At 44.3% G+C, this 25,221-nt stretch carries 18 protein-coding genes; 15 read left to right on the plus strand and 3 right to left on the minus strand.

Translation table 11 applies throughout. The features are described 5' to 3' along the window. Nucleotides 1-265: 265 nt before the first annotated feature. Both ilvD and ilvE read right to left on the minus strand, forming a co-directional pair. The gene (ilvD, locus tag V1499_RS03340; RefSeq protein WP_409273791.1) at nt 266-1,933 is read right to left on the minus strand and encodes a dihydroxy-acid dehydratase; all 1,668 of its coding nucleotides are present in this window, start codon (nt 1,931-1,933) and stop codon (nt 266-268) included. A gap of 12 nt (nt 1,934-1,945) precedes the next feature. After that, nucleotides 1,946-2,854, minus strand: coding sequence for a branched-chain-amino-acid transaminase (gene ilvE, locus V1499_RS03345; protein ID WP_409273793.1), 909 nt, complete (start codon nt 2,852-2,854; stop codon nt 1,946-1,948). Nucleotides 2,855-3,329: 475 nt separating this feature from the next. Here ilvE and V1499_RS03350 point away from each other — a divergent pair, with 475 nt between their 5' ends. The 9 genes from V1499_RS03350 (at nt 3,330) to V1499_RS03390 (ending at nt 15,200) form a co-directional block, all read left to right on the plus strand. Then, complete coding sequence (locus V1499_RS03350; RefSeq protein ID WP_409273795.1) at nt 3,330-5,261, plus strand: FUSC family protein; 1,932 nt, start codon at nt 3,330-3,332, stop codon at nt 5,259-5,261. Nucleotides 5,262-5,371: 110 nt separating this feature from the next. Further along, on the plus strand, nt 5,372-6,301 hold the full coding sequence (glsA, locus tag V1499_RS03355; protein ID WP_409276218.1) for a glutaminase A: 930 nt from the start codon (nt 5,372-5,374) through the stop codon (nt 6,299-6,301). A 286-nt stretch (nt 6,302-6,587) separates the two neighbouring features. Continuing rightward, nucleotides 6,588-8,639 (plus strand): catalase, encoded by a 2,052-nt coding sequence (locus V1499_RS03360; protein ID WP_409273797.1) that lies wholly within the window; start codon nt 6,588-6,590, stop codon nt 8,637-8,639. Between the two features lie 326 nt (nt 8,640-8,965). Next, a complete protein-coding gene (locus V1499_RS03365) occupies nt 8,966-9,433 on the plus strand; it encodes a CarD family transcriptional regulator (protein ID WP_409273798.1) in 468 nt (155 codons plus the stop codon). Between the two features lie 335 nt (nt 9,434-9,768). Continuing rightward, the gene (gene atoD, locus V1499_RS03370) at nt 9,769-10,428 is read left to right on the plus strand and encodes an acetate CoA-transferase subunit alpha (protein WP_409273800.1); all 660 of its coding nucleotides are present in this window, start codon (nt 9,769-9,771) and stop codon (nt 10,426-10,428) included. Next, nucleotides 10,428-11,075, plus strand: coding sequence for a 3-oxoacid CoA-transferase subunit B (locus V1499_RS03375; RefSeq protein ID WP_409273802.1), 648 nt, complete (start codon nt 10,428-10,430; stop codon nt 11,073-11,075). Before atoD ends, V1499_RS03375 begins: the two co-directional genes overlap by 1 nt. A 314-nt stretch (nt 11,076-11,389) precedes the next feature. Further along, nucleotides 11,390-12,826 carry a GntP family permease gene (locus tag V1499_RS03380; RefSeq protein ID WP_409273804.1) on the plus strand — a complete coding sequence of 479 codons (1,437 nt, stop codon included), beginning with the start codon at nt 11,390-11,392 and terminating at the stop codon, nt 12,824-12,826. A gap of 37 nt (nt 12,827-12,863) precedes the next feature. Next, complete coding sequence (locus V1499_RS03385) at nt 12,864-13,646, plus strand: 3-hydroxybutyrate dehydrogenase (protein WP_409273806.1); 783 nt, start codon at nt 12,864-12,866, stop codon at nt 13,644-13,646. A gap of 147 nt (nt 13,647-13,793) precedes the next feature. Continuing rightward, on the plus strand, nt 13,794-15,200 hold the full coding sequence (locus V1499_RS03390) for a sigma-54 interaction domain-containing protein (protein WP_409273808.1): 1,407 nt from the start codon (nt 13,794-13,796) through the stop codon (nt 15,198-15,200). Nucleotides 15,201-15,255: 55 nt separating this feature from the next. On the opposite strand, the gene V1499_RS03395 is transcribed toward V1499_RS03390, so the two are convergent. Continuing rightward, nucleotides 15,256-17,169 (minus strand): alkaline phosphatase family protein, encoded by a 1,914-nt coding sequence (locus V1499_RS03395; protein ID WP_409273810.1) that lies wholly within the window; start codon nt 17,167-17,169, stop codon nt 15,256-15,258. Between the two features lie 166 nt (nt 17,170-17,335). Here V1499_RS03395 and cas3 point away from each other — a divergent pair, with 166 nt between their 5' ends. The 6 genes from cas3 to cas1c all read left to right on the plus strand — a co-directional run bounded on the left by cas3 (nt 17,336) and on the right by cas1c (nt 25,182). After that, the gene (gene cas3 / locus V1499_RS03400) at nt 17,336-19,765 is read left to right on the plus strand and encodes a CRISPR-associated helicase Cas3' (RefSeq protein WP_409273811.1); all 2,430 of its coding nucleotides are present in this window, start codon (nt 17,336-17,338) and stop codon (nt 19,763-19,765) included. A gap of 247 nt (nt 19,766-20,012) precedes the next feature. Further along, a complete protein-coding gene (gene cas5c, locus V1499_RS03405; RefSeq protein WP_409273813.1) occupies nt 20,013-20,732 on the plus strand; it encodes a type I-C CRISPR-associated protein Cas5c in 720 nt (239 codons plus the stop codon). Continuing rightward, complete coding sequence (cas8c, locus tag V1499_RS03410; protein WP_409273815.1) at nt 20,729-22,636, plus strand: type I-C CRISPR-associated protein Cas8c/Csd1; 1,908 nt, start codon at nt 20,729-20,731, stop codon at nt 22,634-22,636. The genes cas5c and cas8c overlap by 4 nt, the downstream gene beginning before the upstream one ends. A 2-nt stretch (nt 22,637-22,638) precedes the next feature. Next, complete coding sequence (gene cas7c / locus V1499_RS03415) at nt 22,639-23,505, plus strand: type I-C CRISPR-associated protein Cas7/Csd2 (RefSeq protein WP_409273816.1); 867 nt, start codon at nt 22,639-22,641, stop codon at nt 23,503-23,505. Further along, nucleotides 23,495-24,154 carry a CRISPR-associated protein Cas4 gene (cas4, locus tag V1499_RS03420; protein ID WP_409273818.1) on the plus strand — a complete coding sequence of 220 codons (660 nt, stop codon included), beginning with the start codon at nt 23,495-23,497 and terminating at the stop codon, nt 24,152-24,154. Before cas7c ends, cas4 begins: the two co-directional genes overlap by 11 nt. Beyond that, nucleotides 24,151-25,182, plus strand: coding sequence for a type I-C CRISPR-associated endonuclease Cas1c (gene cas1c / locus V1499_RS03425; RefSeq protein ID WP_409273820.1), 1,032 nt, complete (start codon nt 24,151-24,153; stop codon nt 25,180-25,182). The genes cas4 and cas1c overlap by 4 nt, the downstream gene beginning before the upstream one ends. The last annotated feature ends 39 nt before the right edge of the window (nt 25,183-25,221 follow it).

Consider the following 25,221-nt stretch of genomic DNA (forward strand, 5'->3'; position numbering starts at 1 on the left):
GGAGAAAAGGCATCAGTCTTTCCTCGGTACCACCCGGATTCACGGCAGTCTTGCAACTGCCGCCTCATGAAGCGGAAAATCCGCTCCGTTTTAGTAACGAGTGCAGAAAACACCCGATTAAGCCTAGTAGGGAGGACCGTTCAGCTTAATACTCAGGGACGATGTCAGAATAAGTAGTATTGCCGGCTTCCAGCTACCCCGGCTCTCTGTAAATACTAGGTTCTTATTCCTTTGTTCCCGTCAACGATTTATCGCTATGAATCTTTTAAAATTTCATGATTCCGCCAGTGCTTGCGGAAGTGACAAGTTTGGCGTACTTGGCTAGGTATCCGGTTTTGATTTTGGGCTCAGGTTTTATCCAGTTCTTCTGTCTTTCTTCTAAAACGTCCCTGTCGACGATCAGGTTGATTGAGCGAGACTCAAGGTCAATCATGATCAGGTCTCCGTCTTCAACAAAAGCAATCGGGCCGCCCTCGGCTGCTTCCGGGGAAATGTGCCCAACCGATATGCCGCGGCTTGCGCCGGAAAAGCGGCCATCGGTAATCAATGCGACTTCCTTTTCCAGCCCCCGGCCGGCAATCGCGGCGGTAGGGGCAAGCATTTCAGGCATTCCTGGCCCGCCTTTTGGCCCCTCATAACGGATGACCACGACATGGCCAGGCTTTACTGCTCCGCTGTCGATTCCTGCCTGCGCTTCTTCCTGTGATTCGAAAACAATCGCTTCACCGGTGAACCTCTTTATCGATGGATCAACGGCTCCGACTTTGATGACGCCGCCATCGGGGGCAAGATTGCCGAACAAGATGGACAATCCGCCGACCGGGCTGTAAGGGTTATCCTTTCTCCTGATAACCTGGTCGTTTGTGATTTCCGCATCCTTTACGGTTTCGTAAAGGGTTTCTCCGGTAATGGTAATCGCGTCCTTGTGAATCAGGCCGTCAATCTTGCACAATTCGTGAATAATCGCACTAACTCCGCCGGCATGATGCACATCTTCCATGGAATAGTCGGAAGCCGGGCTGATTTTTGAAAGATAAGGTACTTTCTCAGCAATCTGGTTAATTTCATGAAGATCATAATCGATTCCCGCTTCGTGGGCGATGGCCAATGTATGCAGTACTGTGTTGGTGGAGCCGCCCATTGCCATATCAAGTGCAAAGGCATTGTCAAACGCTTCTTTCGTCATAATATCGCGCGGCTTGATATCTTTTTTGACCAAGTCGATTAAGTGTTTAGCTGCCCGTCGGATCAGCTCATGGCGCGTATCGGAAGTGGCAACAATTGTTCCGTTGCCTGGCACTGTCATGCCGAGTACTTCCATGAGGCAGTTCATTGAATTTGCGGTGAACATTCCGGAGCATGAACCGCAGGTAGGGCAAGCATTCGTTTCAATATCGAGCAATTCCTGCTGGGTGATGGTGCCTTTGTTGTAAGCGCCGACCCCTTCAAAAACAGAAACGAGGGAGAGCGGCTTTCCGGTCGAGGAAACGCCTGCTTCCATCGGCCCTCCGGATACAAACACGGAAGGGACATTCGTCCTTGCCGCTGCCATCAGCATCCCGGGGGTAATCTTGTCACAGTTCGGGATGTAAAAGACTCCGTCGAACCAATGGGCGTTGATAACCGTTTCCGCGCTGTCCGCGATGATTTCCCGGCTCGGAAGTGAATAGCGCATCCCGATATGGCCCATTGCAATTCCGTCGTCAACGCCGATTGTGTTGAACTCAAACGGTACGCCGCCCGCTTCCCGAATCGCTTCTTTCACCACTTCGGCAAAAACATTGAGGTGCTTGTGCCCGGGGATGATGTCGATATAGGAGTTGCAGACGCCAATGAAAGGCTTGTCCAGGTCGCTTGTTTTAACGCCGGTTGCATAAAGCAGGCTCCGGTGTGGGGCCCGGTCAAATCCTTTTTTGATCATATCGCTTCGCATGATTGGCCTCCTTTAACCTACTACCACTTTCTCTTTGGTTTCCGGATAGCACTTGACTCCATCCTCGGTAACGAGCTTCCTGAATTCAGCGAGCAGATGGTTCGTGATTGGCCCAGGCTTGCCATTGCCGATCTTCCGGGTATCTACATCGATGACCGCGATAACCTCGACCGCCGTTCCTGTCAGGAACACTTCGTCAGCGACGTACACATCATGCCGTGTAAATGGCTTTTCCTTGACTTCGTAGCCGTTTTGTTTCGCCAGGTCGATAATCGCATTGCGGGTGATTCCTTCCAACGCGCCAAGGTAGACCGGAGGAGTGTAAATGACGCCGTTTTTCACAATGAAAATGTTGTCGGCGGACCCTTCGGTCACATAGCCTTGGTCATTCAGCATTAGCGCTTCATCGACACCGGCCTGACTTGCTTCAAGTTTCACTAGAATGTTGTTTAAATAGTTGAGTGATTTAATCTGCGGGCTTAGGACATCAGGACGGTTCCGCCTAGTTGCAACCGAACCGACTTTCAGGCCCCGTTCATACAGTTCCTTCGGATAAAGCGCCAGCGGTTCCGCAATGACAATGACCCTTGGCTGGGAGCAGGATGCCGGATCAAGGCCTAGGTTCCCTTTGCCCCTTGAAACAACCACCCGTATATAGGCGCTCGATAATTCATTTTTCCGCACCGTATCAACGATGATTTGGGTCATTTCTTCAAATGTATAAGGAATTTGCAGCATGATTGAGTGGGCTGATTCGTATAGCCTTTTCAAGTGTGCATCTAGCCTGAACACGTTGCCGCTGTAAACACGAATGCCTTCAAATACCCCGTCGCCGTAGAGGAAGCCGTGGTCATATACCGAAACAACCGCATCCTCCTTCTTCACAAATTCACCGCCAAGAAATATATACTGGCTTTCCAAAAAAATCACTCCTCCTAAAAAGTTGCCCTGTTAAAAAAATTCTATCGAAAGAAAAAAATTAAAAAGGTTTGACTCGGAAAAGCCCGATTTTGTATTTTAAAAAAATAGTACGTGAAATAAAATACGAACTTTTCTGAGATTTCCGTTAATGATACTCCCGTTTAATTAAATATTCAAGGGTAAAATAATAAAAATCTGATAAATTTAAATATTCGGTCCATTTGATAGCGTTTACAATGTTGATAATTCAAGGATAATAATTTTAATAAAAATTTTTAAAAGTTGGTTATTAAGTTAGAATGGTTTGGGAGTTAATTTACATTATTTTCTTTTAAATGGAAGGTATGGGTATGGCTGGCTTTTAGGGCAGCAAATCGTTGTTTCATGTAAAGTGGCGTATACTACATTCAAGTGAATTTTATGAAGGCAGGGAGGTACTTGCTCTGGATAGTGGTTTTCCGGCGCAACAAACTAGATGGACAAACATGAACGGACATTGAGTGAAATGGTATTACAAACATTCAAGAACGCGTTTACGGTGAGAAAAAACCCTTTCCCTTGGAGAAAGGCTTTTTGTGCGGGCCTGGCGGCATCATTGCCAATCGTGATTGGCTTGCTCCTAGGGAATTTCCACTACGGCATTGCTGCGGGGATGGGAGGATTTGCGTATTTGTACGTATTCAACCAGCCTTATGTGCAGAGGGCAAAATTGATATTTTTTGTTGCTGCCGGCCTGGCTTTGTCCATGTTCCTCGGCATCCTTCTTTCCCCGTATCCTTTTGGGGTGGCCATTGGGATGGGAATGATAGGAGCTATTGCAACATTTATGTTTGGCGCGCTAAGGATTACCGGCCCATCGGCAATTTTCTTTATACTTTGTTTTTCAATTGCGACTGGGATTCCGGCTGACCCTGAGGATGCCCCGCTACGTGGCGGGCTAGTTTTATTGGGTGGTGCTCTATCATGGCTGATCAGTATGCTTGGCTGGTTTTTTAATCCCCACGGGCCAGAAACAATTGCTGTTAAAAAGGTATACGCTCAATTGGCCGCATTTGCCGATTCCGCCGGGGGAGCAGATTTGAATAATGCCCGGCATAAAACAGTCGCCGTTCTAAAGGAAGCGGAGGAAATCATCCTGGCTGGCTATTCTTTGTGGACGGATACGGAATTGTTTAAAAGGCTTTATTTGCTGAACGAGCATGCCAACCGTCTGTTTATCGATATGCTTGAATTAGTGGAAAAAAAGAAGAACGGGCTTCCCCCTGAGCTTGGCGATTCATTGCGGGCGCTGGCCAACACAATCGGATCATCCAGAAAGAACAAGGCGAAAATCCTTCAACCTGACACAGATGATGTAAAAATTGCCGATTTATTTAGGAAAATATACAACGCCGATGCTATCCTGAATGAGCCGGCCGGAAAAATCCACCGCGATGTGAAAATCGCCAAGCCCTCAATCCGGGTCAAGCTTTTAGGAGCGTTTGATAAAAACTCGATTGTTTTTCTTTCGGCTGTCCGATTTGGGGCCATTCTAATGGCAGCATCCCTGATTGCTTACGCATTCCCGTTTGAAAGGCCATACTGGGTCCCGCTTTCCTGTGCGGCGGTTATGCTTGGATCGACAATTATCTCCACAATTCATCGGGCAATCCAGCGGACAATCGGTACATTGGCCGGCCTTTTGATTGCCGGGGTAATTTTGATGAATGTCCATAACGGCTTTGTTGTGGCTTTACTCATTCTATCCCTTTCATTTCTGACAGAGCTGTTCATCGTCCGCAATTATGCGCTTGCCGTTCTGTTTATCACTCCTTCCGCTTTGATCATCTCGGAATATTCCGCAGAGATACATAACTTTCCCTTCTTTGCAGTGGCGAGGGCGACAGATATCATTACCGGAAGCATCATCGGGCTTTTGGGAGTTTGGCTTTTTGGGCGCAGGACAGCCTCGGGAATGCTCAATCATTACATTGTGAAAACCCTCCGCAGCCAAGGCCAATATGTACTTGGTTTGTTTTCGAAAAACAATGAGAAAATGGAGTTTGATAAGAGCTGGGAACGGAGAAAAATGCACACAAACCTAGTTAACCTTTCAACGGTATACACAACAGCTTTGGGAGAATTGCCGGGTAAAAAGAAAAAGCTTGAATCGTTCTGGCCGGTTATTTTCTCGATTGAGCAGCTGGGTTTTTACCTGGATGCAGCGTTAAAATATGAAAAAAGGCCAGTCCTTAAAGATGAAGAGCTTTCAAGGCTCCTGTATATTTTCGAAACGATGGCGAGGGCCGCAGGGCAAAACGTACCGCCAGCTGAAAAATCTGTGCCTGATATACCTGGTTTTGAAAAAATACGAAATGAAATCATTGACCTTCAAGCTTCGCTTCGTTTTGGGGAGGAGGCCCTCTAAATACAGTGTTGCGTGCACGGTGGGGTTACGAATCCTGTGCGTGGGCCTACCCGGCGGTTAGCCGGGCATTTTTCCAAAAAGAGTGGTTCATACTAATACGGGTGATGAAGATGCCTTGTGAGTCGAACGAGGAGTTGAATGTGCTTGTGGAGGAGGCGCGGCCTTTTACGAAGCAGGGGAAGGTCGCGGATTATATTCCGGCACTCGGGAAAGCGTATGCCGCTGAATTGTCGATTGCGATCCATTATCCAAATGGTGATTGTGTTGCGGCTGGGGAGGTCGAAAGAAAGATTACGCTACAAAGCATATCTAAGGTGATCAGCCTGGCGCTGGTTTTGATGGACCGGGGGTATGATTATGTGTTTGATCGGGTTGGGATGGAGCCTACGGGGGACCCGTTCAATTCGATTGCCAAATTGGAGGCTATGGGTGTGGCAAAGCCGTTGAATCCGATGATAAATGCGGGTGCGCTCGTTGTGACGCACATGATTAAGGGAAGCTCGGTTGGGGAGCGGCTCGGGCGGCTGTTGGCCTTTATCCGGGAACTGGCGGACAATGAGACGGTTGGGTTTAATGGGGAAGTGGCCCAATCCGAGTTTGAAACGGCCCATTTGAACCGGGCTTTGTGCTATTTTTTGAAGCAGCATGGGGTGATTACAGAGGATGTCGACACGCTGATTGAGTTGTATTCGAAGCAGTGCGCGATTGAGATGGATTGCCGGGATTTGGCCGATATTGGGCTGGTGTTCGCGATGGACGGGGTACATCCTTTGACGGGCAAACGAGTCATGCCTAAGGATGTAGCAAGGATTTGCAAAACGTTCATGGTGACATGCGGCATGTACAATGCATCCGGTGAGTTTGCCATCAAAATTGGCATTCCGGCAAAGAGCGGCGTATCCGGCGGAATCATGGGGTCCGTGCCCGGCAAATTCGGCATCGGGATATTCGGCCCCGCATTGGATGACAAGGGAAACAGCATCGGCGGCATCAAACTCCTCGAACTATTAGCCGAAAAGTACTCACTCAGTATGTTTTAAAATGCGGACAGTGCCCAGATTTTTTTTGTTTCACAAGATGTTTCACAGCAGAAATGGCCGGCCGCTTCCTGCTCGGGATTCGAGCAATTTCAAGATCAATCAAAATGAACCGTTTGGTGACAATGACCAGGCGGTTTTTTTATTGTGAAAATTACGTGGCCCCGATTAAAAGGACGTGTTTTAACAAATGGATTGTAAGCTTAAGCATTTAAATTTATACGTTTTTTATACCGAGAGTGGGGTAGAAGGGGAGTGGGCTACAAATTTACTGTGAGGAGGATGATGAATGGAAAAGGAGAATCGCGTTCCGAATGTGAATAAAAAGCAGGAACAGTTGGAGCAATTTACAGTGGATGACAGCGGGAAGAAGTTGACGACCAATCAAGGTTTAAAGGTTTCGGAGGATGAGTTTTCCCTGAAAGCCGGCGTACGCGGGCCGACGTTGATGGAAGACTTTCATTTCAGGGAGAAGATGACGCATTTTGACCATGAGAGGATTCCGGAAAGGGTTGTGCATGCCCGTGGGTTTGCGGCTCATGGTGAGTTTCAGGTTTACGAGTCAATGAAAGAATTCACGATGGCGAAATTCATGCATGACCCTGCGAAGAAAACACCGGTGTTTGTCCGTTTTTCGACGGTCCAGGGTTCGAAAGGCTCGGCTGAAACGGTCCGTGATGTGCGCGGGTTCGCAACGAAGTTTTACACGGAGGAAGGAAACTATGACCTGGTAGGAAACAATATACCAGTGTTCTTCATTCAGGATGCAATCAAATTCCCTGACTTTGTACACGCGGTGAAACCTGAGCCGCATAACGAAATGCCGCAGGGTGCATCCGCCCATGATACGTTTTATGACTTTATCGCCAACAACCAGGAGTCGGCGCATATGGTGTTGTGGCAAATGTCGGACCGGGCTATCCCCCGCAGTTTCCGAATGATGGAGGGCTTTGGAGTACATACGTTTCGGTTCGTGAATGAGCAGGGCCGGGCACATTTTGTAAAATTCCACTGGAAACCGGTGCTGGGCGTCCATTCGCTTGTGTGGGACGAGGCCCAGAAGATAGCCGGCAAGGACCCGGACTTCCATCGCCGAGATTTGTACGAGGCGATTGAAAGCGGGAATTTCCCCGAGTATGAGCTCGGTGTCCAGATGATTCCTGAGGAAGAGGAATTCCGGTTTGATTTTGATATTCTGGATGCGACAAAGTTATGGCCTGAGGAGGAGGTTCCGGTCAAGATTATCGGAAAAATGACCTTGAATCGGAATGTGGACAACGTGTTTGCGGAGACTGAGCAGGTTGCTTTCCATCCTGGCCATGTTGTTCCTGGGATTGATTTCACAAATGATCCGCTGCTGCAGGGCCGGTTATTCTCCTATACGGATACACAGCTGTTGCGTCTTGGCGGGCCAAACTTCCATGAGCTGCCAATCAACCGACCTGTTTGCCCGTTCCACAACAACCAGCGCGATGGCTTTGGCCGGCAGACGATCAACCGGGGCCAAGTGAGCTACCATCGAAATTCCCTCGCCCAAAATACGCCTGCGCCAGCAACTGCGGAGGAGGGCGGTTATGTCCATTATCAGGAGAAGGTGGATGGCCGAAAAATCCGGGCCCGCAGTGACAGTTTCAAGGATCATTTCTCCCAGGCGTCCATGTTTTGGAATAGCATGAGCCCGCCCGAAAAGCAGCATATTATTGATGCATTATCCTTTGAACTCGGCAAAGTGAAATCACCGGATGTACGCCAGCAGGTTGTTGATATGTTTGCCAATGTGAGCATGGAACTGGTCACACCGGTTGCCGAGGCGATTGGAGCGAAGGTGCCGGAGCCGAGGGAGCCTGCATCTTTAAAGTCATCGCCGGCTCTTAGCATGGCTAACACTGTAAAGACAGCGAAAACGCGTAAGATCGGTGTGCTTGTGGCTGATGGTTTTAGCGGAAATGAAGTTAAAACGATACTGGATGCCTTGAAGGCGGAAGGCGCAATCCCTGAATTCATTAGTGAAAAACTCGGTTCCGTACGAGGAACCGATAATTTCGCGCTGCCAGTCCATCATTCGTTCCTGACCGCCGATTCTGTCCTCTTCGATGCGATCTATGTGGTTGGAGGGGGAGAGAACACCCCGAAATTTAAAAAGGCTGCTCTCTATTTCCTCCAGGAAGCATTCGAGCATTACAAACCGATTGGCGCAACTCACGCAGGGGCCGAGATAGCTCAACAGGCTGGTATCATCGGTGCGCCGGGCGTTGTAGTTGCAAGCACACCTGAGGAATTTTCCGGGCAATTTGTTCAAGCAATCTCCTCCCACCGCCATTGGGACAGGCATGTGCAGTAATCTTTAAAGCTGGAAAAATTGAATTTTTTAAAACAAGAAATCCGCTAGGCGCTACAAGCCTGCGGGTTCTTGTTTTTAGAAGTACCTCGCAAGGTTAAAAATAAGAATCCAGAAAAATTCGCCTAAATCAATTCGTGAGGTTCAAGGATTACGGACCAGGTTGCTTTTCTATATTGGGAATCCAGTCTGTTGGGTTGGTTTGTTTGGTTGGATTTTTTGATAAAAATTTATTGACAATAAAAATAAATTTATGGTATTATAGTTTATTTGATTAAAGTGTCCATGTATGTTACGATTAGAAGGTTAGCATATATGGAGGCGATTATATGTTTCAAGTTGGCGATAACATTATTTACCCAATGCATGGTGCAGGTAGAATTATGGCAATTGAAGAAAGAGAATTCTCTGGCAAAAAACAAGATTATTTTGTCATCAAAATGTCAATCAGTAACATGCAAGTGATGATTCCAACACGTAAAATTTCGAATTCAAGAATAAGGCCGGTTACCGATTTACTTGCATTAAAACACATTATACACATTTTTCAGCATGGAGAATCAGATCGTTTACTGCCATGGAAACAAAGGTATAAAGTAAACACAGAAAAAATAAGAACTGGTGAAATGAAAGAAGGTGCAGAAGTTGTACGTGATTTAATGCGTATGAAGAAAGAAAAAGCACTAAATGCTAGCGAAAAGAAAATGTTGGCTGATGCATATGAATTTTTGATTAGTGAACTGCACTTAATAAAAGGGATTACCGAAAATCAAATAAATAGTTTTGGTTTATCCTGAATTTTCGAAAGTAAATCATCTTAAAGTCATCCTATTTCTTCAACAAATAACCCTCTCTTTGTGATTTCCACCATCTATTCCATTTTTTAAAAAACTTACTATAGCCAAATGAGAAAAGCTGCACTCTTTAATGAGGGCGCTGAAAAGTTAATCATACAAAAACAAAAGGTATAATTCCTCATTATGTGAGGGAGTTATACCTTTTTTTGTTGTGAGCGCTAGAAGTAATTTTGAATAGATGGATCTTTAATTCTTTGGCACACTTCTTGCACCATTATAGGGTGTGTGAGTGGATCGGACTCACTTCCACAAATAGATTTGGGGGTGTGTGAAAAATGAATAAGGTAATTTCGAAAGAGGATGCGGCTACATTTTTTCGGGATGGGATGACACTGATGGCAGGTGGTTTTATGGGTGTCGGAACGCCACAGGAGCTTGTTGAGGTAATGCTTGAAAAGAACGTTAAGGATATCACGCTGATTGCGAATGACACTGCGTTTATCGAAACCGGAGTTGGCCCATTGATTGTCAACCATCGGGTTAAAAAGGTAATTGCCTCCCACATCGGAACGAATCCTGAAACAGGCAGGCAAATGATTGCCGGAGAAATGGAAGTTGAACTCGTTCCACAGGGGACTCTGGCTGAACGCGTCCGGGCTGGCGGTTCAGGGCTTGGCGGGGTGCTGACTCCCACTGGAATTGGAACAGTGGTCGAAGATGGGAAACAGAAAATTACTGTTGACGGGCGGGAATTTCTGCTTGAAAAGCCGCTCAGGGCAGAAGTGGCAATTCTAAAGGCATATAAAGCTGACAAAGCCGGCAATCTTGTATATCACCGCTCGGCCCGGAACTTCAACCCATTAATGGCGTTAGCCGCCGACCTTGTAATTGCACAGGTTGAAAAGGTGGTAGAAGTCGGAGAGATTGACCCTGATGACGTAATGACCCCGGGTGTCCTTATAGATAAAATTTTGGTTCAAGGAGGCTGTAAATAATGACAATAACACTTGTTAGCCCCAAACAGCTCATTGCTTCACGTGTCGCAAAGGAATTGAGGGACGGAGATGTCGTGAATCTTGGAATTGGGCTTCCGACAATGGTCCCAAATTATTTGCCTGAAAATGTGAACGTCATTCTTCAATCAGAAAATGGATATGTGGGGCTGAAGCCACTTGAAGGGGAGATTGATCCCGACCTCGTAAATGCCGGTGGGCAGCCAGCTGGAATTATTCCGGGAGGCGCATTTTTTGACAGCCTGTTTTCATTTGAACTGATTCGCGGGGGCCATGTCGATGTTACAGTGCTCGGCGGCCTTGAGGTGGATGAAAAAGGAAACCTTGCGAATTGGATGGTTCCCGGCAAAATGGTCCCTGGGATGGGCGGTGCGATGGATTTGGTAACCGGAGCGAAAAAGGTTATCGTTGCAATGGAGCATTGTGCAAAAAGCGGATCTTCTAAAATCCTTAAGGAATGCCGCCTGCCCCTTACCGGGAAAGGGGTAGTCGATATGGTTGTCACCGAGCTTGCCGTGTTCCGTGTAACGCCATCAGGACTTGTCCTTGAGGAACTACAGGAAGGGGCGACAATGGAATTGGTACGTGAGAAAACCGAAGCCTCATTTAGTGTAAACCTGCTGGCATAACACAAAGGCTGGAAATAAGGACGATAGCCTGTTGTTTTGAAAAAGTCCAGCAAATTCGCACCAGCATTTAAAAAGGCGGAAAATTCCGTTATTCCGGAAAACCTACTTTCAGTTTTCCGGAATTCCGGAAAATAAAATTGATTTTTTTCGTTTAGTTAGTGATGAAAAGGGTAAAAAGGTAAGTGTTTATTCGAAATTGTTTGAAGATTTTGTATTGGCACGAAACTTGCATTCTTAAAGAATGTAAGCTTTATTTTGTAAACGCTTTCCAAAGGGGATGGAATGGGCTTACAAAAAATCAAAGGGGGATTTATATGGAATTATTCAGTATTCTTTTGGCGCTGGGCCTGTTAATGTTTGTGGCCTATCGCGGCTTTTCGGTTATCCTTTTTGCACCCATTTGCGCACTTCTGGCTGTAGTCCTGATTGACCCAAGCCATGTGCTGCCATTCTTTTCAGGGGTCTTCATGGAAAAAATGGTTGGATTCATTAAATCTTATTTTCCTGTCTTTTTACTGGGTGCAATTTTCGGTAAGGTAGTTGAAATGTCCGGAATTGCAGAATCGATTGCCAAGACGATTGTTAGCTGGCTTGGTGCCAAGCGGGCAATTTTAACAATTGTTTTGCTCGGCGCAATTCTAACTTACAGCGGAGTAAGCCTGTTCGTTGCTGTTTTTGCCATCTATCCATTCGCTGCCCAAATGTTCAGGCAGGCGAACATTCCTAAACGACTTATTCCCGGTACGATCGCACTGGGGGCATTTACGTTTACGATGGATGCGTTACCGGGTACACCTCAAATTCAGAACGTTATCCCGGCCCCGTTCTTTAAGACGGACATTTATGCCGCTCCAACCCTGGGGATCATAGGCGCTATTTTCGTCTTTGCATTGGGGATGCTTTACTTGGAGTGGAGGAGGAAGAAGGCAGCTGCAGCGGGTGAAGGCTATTTTGGCTTTGATACAGAAAACGCCGCAGCACTGGAACATGCTGAAGCGGAGAAGAATGCTTCCGTTCCTAATATGTCACTTGAACAGTCAAGAGCAAAGCAATTATTGGCATTCGTTCCACTTATCCTTGTTGGCGTTACGAACAAGCTGTTTATTACCCTTATTCCAAAATGGTATCCGGAAGGCTTTGACTTTGCGAAAATTGGGCTTAATGCCTTTACGGTCGATGTTTCGGCAGTAATGGCCATCTGGGCAGTAGAGATGGCGCTCGTAGTCGGAATCATTGCTTCTCTTGCTTATGACTGGAATCGGGTAACAATTAATTTCAAGGAAGGCCTGAACCTCAGCATTGCAGGCGCGCTTCTTGCCACGATGAATACAGGTGCCGAGTATGGATTCGGCGGAGTTATCGCCGCTCTTCCAGGTTTTGCGAAAATAAGCGATGGAATTTCAAGTACATTTACAAATCCGCTTGTAAACGGAGCTGTAACAACCACCACCCTGGCTGGGATTACCGGCTCGGCTTCCGGCGGTATGGGGATTGCGCTCAGTGCGATGGCTGATAAATACAATGCGGCAATCGCCGCGGCGAATATCCCACCAGAAGTCATGCACCGTGTCGTTTCGATGGCTTCCGGAGGTATGGATACGCTCCCGCACAACGGGGCGGTCATTACCTTGCTTGCTGTAACGGGCTTAACCCATAAACAGTCCTACCGTGACATTTTTGCCGTAACCATTATTAAGACAGTTGCTGTATTCGTTATTATTGGCATCTACTCTTTGTTTGGCTGGGTTTAAAAAAGAGAGACTGTTAATCCAATAGGGAGGCTAATCTATGAAACAGTTAGAAGGAAAAGTAGCGTTTATTACCGGTTCTGCAAGCGGAATAGGACTGGAAATCGCAAAGACATTCGCTAAAGAAGGGGCAAAGGTTGTCATTTCGGATTTAAACCGGGAGAAATCCGACCAAGTGGCCGAAACGCTGCGAGGCGAGGGATATGAAGCATTATCAGCCCCTTGCGATGTAACGAATGAGGAAGCCTATAAAAACGCCATCGGTCTGGCGGCTGAAAAGTACGGGAAAATCGATATCTTGATTAACAATGCCGGGCTTCAGTATGTATCGCCTATTGAGGAATTCCCGACGGAAAAATTCGAGCTGCTCGTAAAAGTTATGCTGACCGCACCGTTTATCGGCATTAAGAATGTTTTTCCGATGATGAAAAAGCAGGGCTTTGGCCGTATTATTAACATGGCCTCGATTAATGGGGTCATCGGGTTTGCCGGCAAGGCCGCCTACAATAGCGCCAAGCATGGCGTAATCGGCCTGACAAAGGTGGCCGCTCTTGAAGGTGCCGCCGAAGGAATTACTGTCAATGCGCTCTGTCCTGGTTATGTCGACACCCCGCTCGTCAGAGGACAGCTTGGCGACCTGGCCAAGACGCGAAATGTACCTTTGGAAAGCGTGTTGGAAGAGGTCATTTATCCGCTTGTTCCGCAAAAAAGGCTTTTATCGGTATCGGAAATTGCCGATTACGCAGTCTTTTTGGCAAGCGACAAAGGAAGAGGGATTACCGGACAGGCCGTCATCCTGGATGGAGGCTATACTGTGCAGTAAAGCTGCTGTTGTTAACAATACAAGACGAGAAGTCCTGCCTTTTACCCGGCAGGGCTTTTTCTTTATTTGCAAATAGTCAGAAATCTCCGTACATTTACAAACAAAATACTGATATAATAATCTTTAGTATTCCGAAAAGGTGGGGAAATGGTGAACGTGCGAATCGATGATATTCCTTTAAACTGGCTCGAGGAAATATTGAACCTTTCTGCCGAGCGGATTGTTGTCACCGACCGTGACGGCATCATCATTTATATTAACGAAGCTTATTGTGAATTCCTTGGCACCACTGTGGATAAAGCAATGAAAAGGCCTGTCCAGGAGGTAATTGAAAATACGAGGATGCATATTGTATCCCGCACCGGACAAGCTGAAATCGCCGCTGTCCACCATATCAACGGGAGTGAAATGATTGCCAACAGATTTCCTCTCATTGTTTCCGGGGAACTGGTCGGGGCAGTGGGAACAGTCATGTTCAAGAATCCTGAGGAGCTTCAATTGTATAAAAGCAAAATCCAAAATCTCGTAGAAGAGTTGAAATATTATAAAACGAGAGAAGAGAGTGAATTTACAAGCAAGTATAGCTTTTCAGACCTGATTGGGACGAGCCGGCCTTTTATGGAGGCAAAAGCGCTTGCCGAAAGGATTTCTGTCAGCCAGTCTGCTGTCCTCCTGCTCGGCGAATCCGGAACGGGAAAGGAATTGTTCGCCCATTCGATTCATGCTAACAGCCTCCGTTCGGCGTATCCGTTCGTACCGATAAATTGCGCATCCATTCCGGAACATTTGTTGGAATCCGAGCTGTTTGGCTATGAGGACGGTGCATTCACAGGGGCCAAAAAAGGAGGAAAGAAGGGTCATTTCCAGCTTGCTAATCGGGGGACCATCTTCCTGGATGAAATAGGTGACATGCCGCTTGCCATGCAAAGCAAACTGCTCCGTGTATTGCAGGACAAGGAAATCCAAGCCGTCGGCGGACAAAAATCGGTACCGGTCGATGTAAGGATTATTACGGCTACCAACCGTGACCTTGAAAAGATGGTAGATGAGGGGAAATTCCGCCAGGACCTTTACTACCGGCTGAATGTCATAAAAATCGAAATCCCCCCGCTCCGGAAAAGAAAAGAAGACATCGAGCAAATTGCCCTGAAACTGGTGGAAAAGCTTGAAAAGAGATTCCACCGGAAATCCGTGCGGCTGTCCCAGGAAGTCATCCGCCTTCTTCAACAGCACTCCTGGCCGGGCAATATACGTGAACTCGAAAATGTCCTTGAACGGTGCATCAATGTTTTGGATGGGAATGTCGTTATGCCCAACCACCTTCCCTTATATTTACGGGACCAGGAAACAGCGCTATTTGATACCGTTCCTCAACATGCAAATCCAGCCGGAACAAAGATAAAGCCGTTAAAGGAAACAATAGCGGAAGCCGAAAAGCAGGCCATCCTCGCAGCCCTTGCCGCTGCCGACGGAAACCGCCAGGAAGCAGCCAAACTCCTCGACATCGGAAAAACAAGCCTTTATGAAAAATGCAGAATTTATTCAATTAAATAAGGTGCCAGGCATGATGGATTTCTATGCCTGGCACCTTTTATGCCAACCGTGGACTTTAGTTTTCTGTCAGCTCTGGAATTGGCTTTCCATCAATAAAGTCCGGTATGTCAATTTGCATGAATTTATACAATGTGGGCGCAATGTCCAAAGTTGTAATTTCTGATTCAATCTCTCCCTGGGTTATTCCTTTACCAGCTGCCATAAAGATAGGGATTAACTCTTTCCGGGCTGGATCGCCCCCATGGTTGCCAAGGTCATTAACCATCATAACTTTATTGCCATCGCCCTGGGCCATGTAATAGCCCTTTTGGGCGACTAATAGAACATCTCCTGTGTTTTCATGGCTGTTGCGGATTTTGATGACCTTTTCATATGGTAAGATTAGTTGTTTTACAGGAGCGAAAAGTACAGTGTTTTTTAGGGCCTTTACCGATTTGGAAAAATCCTCTTTAATCGCGGTATTGTTGTCCGATAATTGAGCCGATACGAAGGATAAATAATTCCCGAGATTGATTTTCTTTTTTTCAACTTTCGCATTCTCAAAAATCTCAGCGATTCTTTTTTGGAGAGAGTCATAATCCTTTTGTTCGACAATCCCCTCTTTTTCCCGTCCTTTTAAGTTTATATAAACCTGTGCGATCGACCCGCTGGCGACAGCAAACGCTTTTGATTTTTTGTAATCAATTTCCCCATCGCCATCCTTCACGAGCAACCCTTCCTTTTCCAATTCCTCATTTGGAGAAAGACGGGAATGGACTGGCTCCATTCCGTGATCAGATACAAGATAAATCCGGTCATTTTTATTTAACTTCGAAAGGACTTGGCCCAGCATTTCATCGGATAAGCCGTAAGACCAGCGGATATATTTCATATACCGTTCCGACTTTTCCTTTGAATAGCCAGGCTGCCTCGGGTCAACAAGGAGGTAGTTGTGCGATTCATGGTCTACCTGTGGATAATAAAAGAACATGATGTCCGGCTTGTAACGATCCTTGATATATAAAGATACATCTGTTGTCCATTGTGCGAAGCGCGTAATAATCTCCTCATATTCCTTCCGGGTAATCCATTTGTTCTCCAATGCTTCGTCATCATCCTGGACTGGGAAGTAGCCGAACTTCCTGTTGATGTCATTTTTAAAATCTCCTGGTCCCTCAATGATTGCTGATGTCACTGCCGTCCGATACATTTTAGCGTCGGAAAGGTCTGGCTTATTCGCTTTTATTTTAAAAGAAAATCCCGCCAACTCGTTCGTTTTAGTCAAAAATGAGAGAGAGCCCCATTTATTCAATTGTACAGTCTGTGCATCTTTCATATCAGGTTCGAATGAAACTTGAAAGGTGTAACCTTTCCGGTCCTGTGTGGATTTGTCGGCAACTATATAGATAGTACGTGTATCGTTTTTGCTCATTTTAAATGAAAAACTGGCTTTTTGATTCGACTTCTTTGATTCGGTTTTTTGAAAATCAAGTTTGGCCAAATCGCTTTCAGCCCAAGTCTCCCCATAATAAATTGCGTAATCGGCTTTATAGTTGAATGTTGGATTTGAACCTGGAAAGAGGATCGTAGCGGTCGTCTTTCCTTTTTTACGAGCCACAGACCAAACGGGTTCGGAATCAAGCGGGGAAAAAAAGGCGCTGTCCCGGTTTGTCAATTTTTTATCCGGTTTATGGATTTCGTTGCTGACCATGCCGGATTCACTTGGCTTCGTTCCCGTTGCAATCGCAGCATGGGAGGCTGACGTTAAGGATGGAAAAATCGTTTGTATATTTTCTGCATACATCCCTTTATCTGCTACCTTTTTAAAGTTGGGCATAGTCCCCTGCTTTATATAAGCTTCTAAAAAGTCCTGGCGCATCCCATCATACGAAATGATTACTTCGGTAGATTTGCTGTTTTCGCTCCCAAAAGCATGGGAAGGAATGCTTGCCATCAGTAAAACCAAAACAAAAAAAACCCATTTTCGCATATCATTCACACCTAGTTTCTTTTCAATCATTTGTGATGATATTCCCTTCAATGGCTTTGGTAAAACAATGGATGGGAAAGCTCTTAAAATATATTAAGTAGAAATGTCATGTATATATGTAAATATATGTTAAAATAAAAGCGGAATAGTTGTAGGAGGGGTTAAGATGGACTACATTGCTCATATTCGAAGCAGTGACGGAAAAGTACAAAAAGTTGAAGAACATTTACTGGAAGTCAAAAGCCTTGCTGAGCAATATGGAGAAAAGCTTGGAATTAAGCATTTAGCCGGTCTTGCTGGTATGCTTCATGACTTGGGGAAATACACAAATGATTTCAGGAATTACATACTGGAGGCTGTAAACAATCCTGACAGCCCTCCAAAAAGAGGAAGTATTGACCACTCAACCGCTGGGGGAAAACTTCTATTTGAACTGTATCACTCCTCAGAAAAAAGAGACCCCTTAAAATGCATTGTTTCCGAAATAATAGGGAATGCAATTATCTCCCACCATTCTTATCTTCACGATTTTTTAAATCCAAATAATGAATCACCTTACCTCTACAGAGTTCAACAAAAAGAGTTAAACCAATATGAAGCAGCCCGTAACCACTTTTTTGAAAATGTAATCAGTGAGATGGATTTTCAAAATTATGTAAACAAAGCAGTTGAAGAATTAAATAACCTCTTTGTAAAAACTTCATCCTCGCTTGTCGAACAGCAATTAATGTTCCTCACTAAATTTATCTTCAGCATCTTAATCGACTCTGACCGTACCAATACCAAAGAGTTTGAAGAGAACGCAGGTGAGTCCACATACATGGAAACACCTCTTCTTTTTGAAAAATATTATGAAAGGCTCATGGATAAAATCAACTCCTTTAAAATGAGCAATCACTCCGATTCACCTATCAATAAATTAAGGGCCAATATGTCAAACCAGTGTGATGAGTTTGCCGGGAGGCCATCAGGAATCTATACTTTGTCGATTCCGACCGGAGGTGGAAAGACATTGGCGAGCCTCCGCTATGCATTGAAGCATGCCCAAATTCATGGAAAAAAGAGAATTGTCTTTGTTGTACCATATACAACTATTATTGAGCAAAATGCAGAGGAAGTACGTAAAATCCTACAAGAAGAGGCCAACATACTTGAGCATCATTCAAATGTAATAATGGATGACCAGGATAATGACGAAAGTCTAGATGGATTAATTAATGTAAACCAAAAGCTTAAGCTCGCAAAGGATAATTGGGATGCCCCTATTATTTTTACAACAATGATCCAATACTTGAACGTCTTTTTTGCAAAAGGAAGCAGGAATATTAGAAGGCTGCATAACCTTGCTGAATCTATAATTATTTTTGATGAAGTACAAAAAGTGCCTATTCATTGTGTGTCACTCTTTAACCAGTCATTGAATTTTTTAAAAACATTCGGCAAGTCGAGTATTGTACTTTGCACAGCCACGCAGCCTGCATTAGATTTTGTGGAGCACAAGCTTGAAATAAACACGGATGGAGAAATGGTTCAAAACTTGGATGAGGTCATCAATGCTTTTAAAAGAACAGAAATTGTGGATATGGCAACTGGAAACCTTTTTGACAGTGAAAGGCTTTCAGACTTCGTGGTTGATAAGATTAAAGAAATAAACAGTGTACTAGTTATTTTAAACACTAAGACTGTTGTGAGAAAACTTTATACTTTACTTAAAGAGAAAGATATAGGAATCGCGATATACCACTTGAGCACTTCCATGTGTGCCTCTCATCGCAAAGAGATATTGAAGGGAGTCAGGGAAAATCTCGAAAACGGCAATAAAATAATTTGCATTTCTACTCAGCTTATTGAAGCCGGGGTGAACGTGAGTTTCGAGTGTGTAATCCGTTCATTAGCTGGCCTTGACTCGATCGCCCAGGCGGCCGGAAGATGCAACCGCCATGGTGAAAAGCCGCTTCAGCAAGTTTATATAATTGACCATTGCGAAGAAAACCTAAAGAATTTGAAAGAAATAAAGGTTGGAAAGCAGGCGGCTAGAAAAATCTTTGCGGATTTAAAGGTTGATAATACTGCCCATGGAGGAAATGCGCTTTCAACAAAAGCCATAGAGAGGTACTTCAAGGAGTTTTACACAGATTTTCAATCAAACTTAAATTATTTTATCCCTCAGCTTGGGAAGGAAATGACTGAATTACTTTCTTCCAATAAAAAAGTATACAGTTACCACAAAGCCTTTAAACATGCAACAGGGCAAAGTCTTCCTCTGTTTCTGGCCAATAGTTATAGAACTGCTGCGGAGCATTTTCAAGTCATAGACCAAATTGCAACAGGTGTTTTAGTACCTTATGGAGATGGAAGAGAAATTATCACAGAGCTAAATGGAAGCGGAAGTATTGATGACCTCTCTAATTTAATGAGGAAAGCCCAGCAATATACAATCAACCTCTTCTCGTATGAATTAGATCAACTCGATAAAGAAGGCGGACTAGTCAGTTATTTAAATGGAAAGGTACTGGCTCTTAAAGAAGGGGCATACAGTGAGGAATTCGGCCTGGATTTGGATAGTCGGAGTCAATACAGTGTAAAAATTTTTTAAAAAGATTGGGGCGGGAAATAAATACCCGCCCCAATCTTTAGCCAGAAATCTCAAATCATATAATATATTTTTCAATCCACGCTATTATTTTACTAGCGACAATTCATTATACCATATCTACCATTTTAAATGTTACGGTGAGGATATACAGATTTAAATTCATATAATATATTATTTATTGACGTTCACAATTAAAAGGATTGTTATGTAATTATTACCAAGTAAAAAATAGGAAGGAGGTGTCTATATGCGAAATTCAATAGAATTCGAGGTTTGGGGGAAATACGCTTTATTTACAGACCCACTTACCAAAATGGGAGGAGAAAAGCTGTCCTACCAAGTACCTACGTACCAGGCTCTTAAGGGAATCGTGGAATCAATTTATTGGAAACCTACTTTGCTGATGGTGATTGATGAAGTCAGGATTATGAACCCTATTCAAATGGAATCCAAAGGAGTCAGGCCGATTGAATACGGAGGGGGCAATACACTTGCAAACTATACATATTTGAAAGATGTCCGTTATCGTGTTCGGGCCCATTTTGTATTTAATCCGTATCGTACAGATTTGGCATTCGACCGAAACGAAAACAAGCATCATAATATTTTGAAGCGTTCTTTAAAAGCAGGTGGCCGCCGTGATATTTTCCTAGGAACTAGGGAATGCCAGGGGTATGTCGAACCATGTGACTTTAATGAGGGTGTTGGGTTTTACGAAAATTATGATGAAATTCATTTTGGTACAATGCTGCATGGGATAAATTACCCTGATGAAACCGGCCGGAATGCCATGGAAGCACGCTTATGGAACCCGGTAATGAAAAACGGGATTATTAAATTTATAAGGCCCGATGAATGTATGATGGTCCGTAAAATTTCCGATATGGCGCCTAAGCATTTCGACAGCCAAAGTATTCTTTCGGCGGAAGATCTCGCATTACAATTGGATGAGGGGGTGAATGGATGAGTTGGCTTTTGAATTTATATAAAACGTATGAATCTAATCTTGACAGGGTAGGCGAACCGGAAAAACGGTATGGGGACAGGGAATTTACATTGCTTCCAATTTCCCATACAACCCAAAATGCCCATATCGAAGTGCGGATCACAGAAGATGGCAATTTTCATTCTGCGGAAGTCATTGATAAAACGGAGGCCAACACCCTCATTCCTTGCAGCGAAAAAGCCGCGAGTCGTGCGGGGAAGGTGAATGCCCCTTATCCGTTGCATGATAAATTGGTTTATGTCGCCGGTGATTTAACTGCTTATCATGAAAAACTAAACAATGAAGAGCAATTTGCTGAATATATTAGGCAGCTTAGCGAGTGGGCTGATTCTTCTAATGGAAACAATAAGGTAAAGGCGATTTTTGGATATTTAGACAAGAGGAGCCTTATTGGTGACCTTATTAAGGAGAAAATTTTATTAACTGATGCCACTGGAAAGCTTATAGAGGCTTGGGATAAAAAATATGAACCTCTATATGGAGGAAAACCTCCATTGTTTTCAGTTATTGCGGGTGAGGTTGAAAGCGCCTTCGTTAGATTTGATGTCTATTCTCCTAAAAAAATGCTAGTAAAGGTATGGAAGGATTCCGAAATGTATAATTCCTTCAGTAATTATTACAGCGAATCTCTTGAAGGGGAAGACCTTTGTTTCATAACAGGAAAAATGCTGCCAGGCACGGAAAGGCATACAAATAAAATAAGGAATGCTGCAGATAAAGCAAAGCTCATCTCAGCCAATGACTCTTCCGGGTTTACTTATCGAGGTCGATTTAATAAAAGTTCCGAGGTAGCAGGCATAAGTTATGATGTTTCCCAAAAGGCACACAATGCATTGAAGTGGCTTATTAACCGGCAGGGAAAAGTAGTTGACCAGAGGGTTTTCCTCGTTTGGGGGAATGAGGATCCTGAATTGCCAGATCCAACTGAAGATACATTTGATATACTTTCGATGTTTTCAGAAGAAAGGCAACCTCAGAAAATCGAGTCTTATACCCATCAGGAATTTGCCCGCGAAATCGCTAAGGCTCTTGATGGATACAGGGGGAAATTAGTCTCCAATTCCAATGTCAATATTATGATTCTAGATTCCGCGACAACGGGTCGGCTTGCAGTCCTCTATTACCGGAACATGGATAAGGAGCATTATTTGGACAAGCTCGCAGATTGGCACATTAAAGGTGCCTGGCTCCATCGTTACCGTAAGGATACAAACGATAAAGCTTCCTGTTTTTTCGGTTCACCATCCTTAAAAGATATAGCATTTGCAGCTTACGGACCACGGGCTGGAGATAAAATTGTTAAAGGCCTAATGGAGCGGGTTCTTCCTTGCATTATAGATGGCAGGAAAGTGCCGGATGATATTGTGAGAAGTGCGTTCAACCGCGCAGGGAACCCGGTTTCCATGGAACGATGGGAATGGGAAAAAACCCTGAGTATTGCTTGTTCACTAATTAATAAGAGGGAGGAAATGGATGTGGCTTTAGATAAAGAGAATACCGACCGGAACTATCTATTTGGCCGGTTGCTTGCCATCGCGGATGTTCTTGAGAGAAATGCATTAGGCTCCAACGAATCTAGGGCAACCAACGCAGTCCGGTATATGAATTCTTTTTCGAAAAATCCCGAAAGAACATGGGCGACAATCCAGGCAAGCTTGCAGCCATATCAGGCCAGGTTGGGAACTAAGGTTAGATATTATAACAGTTTAATTGATGAAGTTGCATCTAAATTTAACAGCGAAGATTTCAATAATAAACCCCTAACGGGCAAATATCTATTGGGATTTTATAGCCAAAGGCACGATTTGTATCAGAAAAAAGAAAAAAATGAGCCAGTGGTGGCTCTGGAAACCAGGGAGGAATAGACATGTCAGTTCTGGATCATAAAATCGACTTCGCTGTTGTTTTATCTGTAAAGAAGGCAAATCCAAATGGAGATCCTCTGAACGGAAATCGTCCGCGCCAAAATTATGACGGTCACGGGGAAATTTCCGATGTGGCTATTAAACGCAAAATCAGGAACAGGCTTCAGGATATGGGGGAGCCCGTCTTTGTGCAATCCAATGATCGCAAAAATGACGAGTTTGCTAGTTTAAGGGAACGTGCCGCAGCAAATCCTGAACTTGCAAAAATGTTAAGTTCAAAAAATAGTTCAAGTGATGAGTTTGCAAAGATTGCTTGTAAAGAATGGATAGATGTAAGAAGTTTTGGGCAGGTATTCGCATTTAAAGCAGGCTCAAGCTCTAGCTCCAGTGTTTCTGTTGGGGTAAGGGGGCCAGTTTCCATTCATACTGCAACCAGTGTTGAACCAATTGATATTTCAAGTATGCAAATTACCAAGAGCGTTAATTCGGAGCCTGGAAAGGACCGGGGTTCGGATACAATGGGCATGAAGCATCGGGTCGATTTCGGAATTTATATTTTTTATGGCAGCATTAACACCCAGCTCGCAGAAAAAACCGGATTCACCAATGAAGATGCAGAGAAAATAAAAAATGCCCTAGTGACACTATTTGAGAACGATATTTCATCGGCTAGGCCAGACGGCAGTATGGAAGTCCATAAGGTTTTCTGGTGGGAGCACAATTCAAAGCTTGGACAATATTCTTCTGCCAAAGTTCATCGGCTTTTGGAAGTAAAACGTGAAGTGGAAGAGCCAAGAACAATCGATGATTACACTATTGGAGTTGGAGAGTTGGACGGATTAAGGGTAGAAGTCCTCAATGGAATTTAATAGAGAAGATGAGTATTTGATGTTGTCTGGTATTCAACATTTTCAATTTTGTAAGAGGCAATGGGCTCTTATCCACATTGAACAGCAATGGGAGGAAAATGTACGGACGATAGAGGGGCAGTTTCTTCACAGAAAAGCAGATAAGCCTTTTATTAGAGAGAAACGTGGAGATACGCTCATTGTCCGGGGAATGCCTATAAAATCAAATGATTTAAAGGTAACGGGGATATGTGATGTTGTTAAGTTTGTAAGGGACAGCTACGGGGTGGAAGTTTCGGGCGAGGAAGGAAAGTACAGTGTCTACCCGGTCGAATACAAGCGAGGAAAGCCAAAACTTGATGATTCAGATGTACTTCAGTTAACAACCCAGGCAATATGCCTAGAGGAAATGCTTCTTTGTGATATAAAGAAAGGTTACATGTATTACAACGAAACTCGCCACCGTCTAGAAGTGCCAATAACAAAAGAGAATAAGGAAAAGGTACAGAAAATTGTTTCAGAGATGTACACACTATATAACAGAAGGCATACCCCAAAAGTAGAAACGGGTCCCTTTTGCAAAAACTGTTCTCTTCATAATGTGTGTTTGCCAGATTTAATGAATAAACGTTCGGTCAAGAGTTTTATCGAAGGGCGGATTAAAGAATGAAGAAATTCCTAAACACACTCTATGTAACTCAACCGGACGTTTATTTATCTTTAGATGGCGATAATATCGTCCTTCTAAAAGAGCAGGAAAAGCTCGGCAGGCTGCCTTTGCATAATCTTGAAGCAGTTGTTTCGTTCGGATATACAGGGGCAAGCCCGGCACTTATGGGATACTGTGCCGAACGGAATATTTCACTTGTTTTTTTGACGATGAATGGGCGTTTCTTAGCTAGGGTTATTGGAAAAAGCAAGGGGAATGTTGTTCTTAGGAAAAAACAGTATCAACTATCAGAGAATGAAAGTTTATCCGCCAAAATTGCACGAAATTTTATTATCGGTAAAGTCTATAACAACAAGTGGATAATTGAAAGAATGACAAGGGACTATTCAATGAGGATAGAGGTTCCAGTATTTAAGGAGATTTCAAAACATCTTACCACCTTGCTTTTCGAGATTAGAGAATGCGAGGATTTGGAAAGGTTACGAGGCCTTGAAGGCCAGGCAGCCATTAGTTACAATAAGCTGTTTAATCAAATGATCCTCCAGCAGAAGGAAGATTTCTATTTCAACAACCGTTCTAGGCGCCCACCATTGGATAATGTCAATGCAATGCTGTCTTTTGCATATACATTGTTGGCCAATGATATGGCTTCAGCTTTAGAGGGAGTCGGGCTTGATGCTTATGTAGGCTTCCTGCATCGGGATAGGCCAGGAAGAGCTTCACTGGCCCTCGATGTAATGGAAGAGCTCAGGGGAATTTACGCGGACCGATTTGTCTTATCATTGATTAACAGGAAAGTAATCAATAAGGATGATTTTCTGAAAAAGGAAAATGATGCGGTAATCATGACAGACGAGGGGCGAAAGAAGTTTTTGACAGCATGGCAAACAAAAAAACAGGAACAAATCACCCACCCTTACCTAGGTGAAAAAATTGCCTGGGGACTTGTACCGCATACCCAAGCATTATTGCTTGCCCGTTTTCTACGGAGCGATCTGGACGAATATCCGCCTTTTCTTTGGAAATAGTACTGCTTTAGCACAGGCTAAAGCATATTAGAAAGCAGG

The sequence above is a fragment of the Neobacillus oceani genome (assembly GCF_046237595.1).
In the GTDB taxonomy this organism is placed as follows: Bacteria; Bacillota; Bacilli; order Bacillales; family Cytobacillaceae; genus Bacillus_D; species Bacillus_D oceani.

What these genes read in the sequence shown, in the direction of transcription:
- V1499_RS03390 (WP_409273808.1), top strand. Translation starts at nt 13,794, where the DNA reads ATGGTGAACGTGCGAATCGATGATATTCCTTTAAACTGGCTCGAGGAA.
- cas8c (WP_409273815.1), top strand. Translation starts at nt 20,729, where the DNA reads ATGAGTTGGCTTTTGAATTTATATAAAACGTATGAATCTAATCTTGAC.
- atoD (WP_409273800.1), top strand. Translation starts at nt 9,769, where the DNA reads ATGAATAAGGTAATTTCGAAAGAGGATGCGGCTACATTTTTTCGGGAT.
- V1499_RS03365 (WP_409273798.1), top strand. Translation starts at nt 8,966, where the DNA reads ATGTTTCAAGTTGGCGATAACATTATTTACCCAATGCATGGTGCAGGT.
- cas1c (WP_409273820.1), top strand. Translation starts at nt 24,151, where the DNA reads ATGAAGAAATTCCTAAACACACTCTATGTAACTCAACCGGACGTTTAT.
- V1499_RS03395 (WP_409273810.1), bottom strand. Translation starts at nt 17,169, where the DNA reads ATGCGAAAATGGGTTTTTTTTGTTTTGGTTTTACTGATGGCAAGCATT.
- V1499_RS03380 (WP_409273804.1), top strand. Translation starts at nt 11,390, where the DNA reads ATGGAATTATTCAGTATTCTTTTGGCGCTGGGCCTGTTAATGTTTGTG.
- glsA (WP_409276218.1), top strand. Translation starts at nt 5,372, where the DNA reads ATGCCTTGTGAGTCGAACGAGGAGTTGAATGTGCTTGTGGAGGAGGCG.
- ilvD (WP_409273791.1), bottom strand. Translation starts at nt 1,933, where the DNA reads ATGCGAAGCGATATGATCAAAAAAGGATTTGACCGGGCCCCACACCGG.
- V1499_RS03350 (WP_409273795.1), top strand. Translation starts at nt 3,330, where the DNA reads ATGGACAAACATGAACGGACATTGAGTGAAATGGTATTACAAACATTC.
- V1499_RS03385 (WP_409273806.1), top strand. Translation starts at nt 12,864, where the DNA reads ATGAAACAGTTAGAAGGAAAAGTAGCGTTTATTACCGGTTCTGCAAGC.
- cas3 (WP_409273811.1), top strand. Translation starts at nt 17,336, where the DNA reads ATGGACTACATTGCTCATATTCGAAGCAGTGACGGAAAAGTACAAAAA.
- cas5c (WP_409273813.1), top strand. Translation starts at nt 20,013, where the DNA reads ATGCGAAATTCAATAGAATTCGAGGTTTGGGGGAAATACGCTTTATTT.
- cas4 (WP_409273818.1), top strand. Translation starts at nt 23,495, where the DNA reads ATGGAATTTAATAGAGAAGATGAGTATTTGATGTTGTCTGGTATTCAA.
- cas7c (WP_409273816.1), top strand. Translation starts at nt 22,639, where the DNA reads ATGTCAGTTCTGGATCATAAAATCGACTTCGCTGTTGTTTTATCTGTA.
- V1499_RS03360 (WP_409273797.1), top strand. Translation starts at nt 6,588, where the DNA reads ATGGAAAAGGAGAATCGCGTTCCGAATGTGAATAAAAAGCAGGAACAG.
- V1499_RS03375 (WP_409273802.1), top strand. Translation starts at nt 10,428, where the DNA reads ATGACAATAACACTTGTTAGCCCCAAACAGCTCATTGCTTCACGTGTC.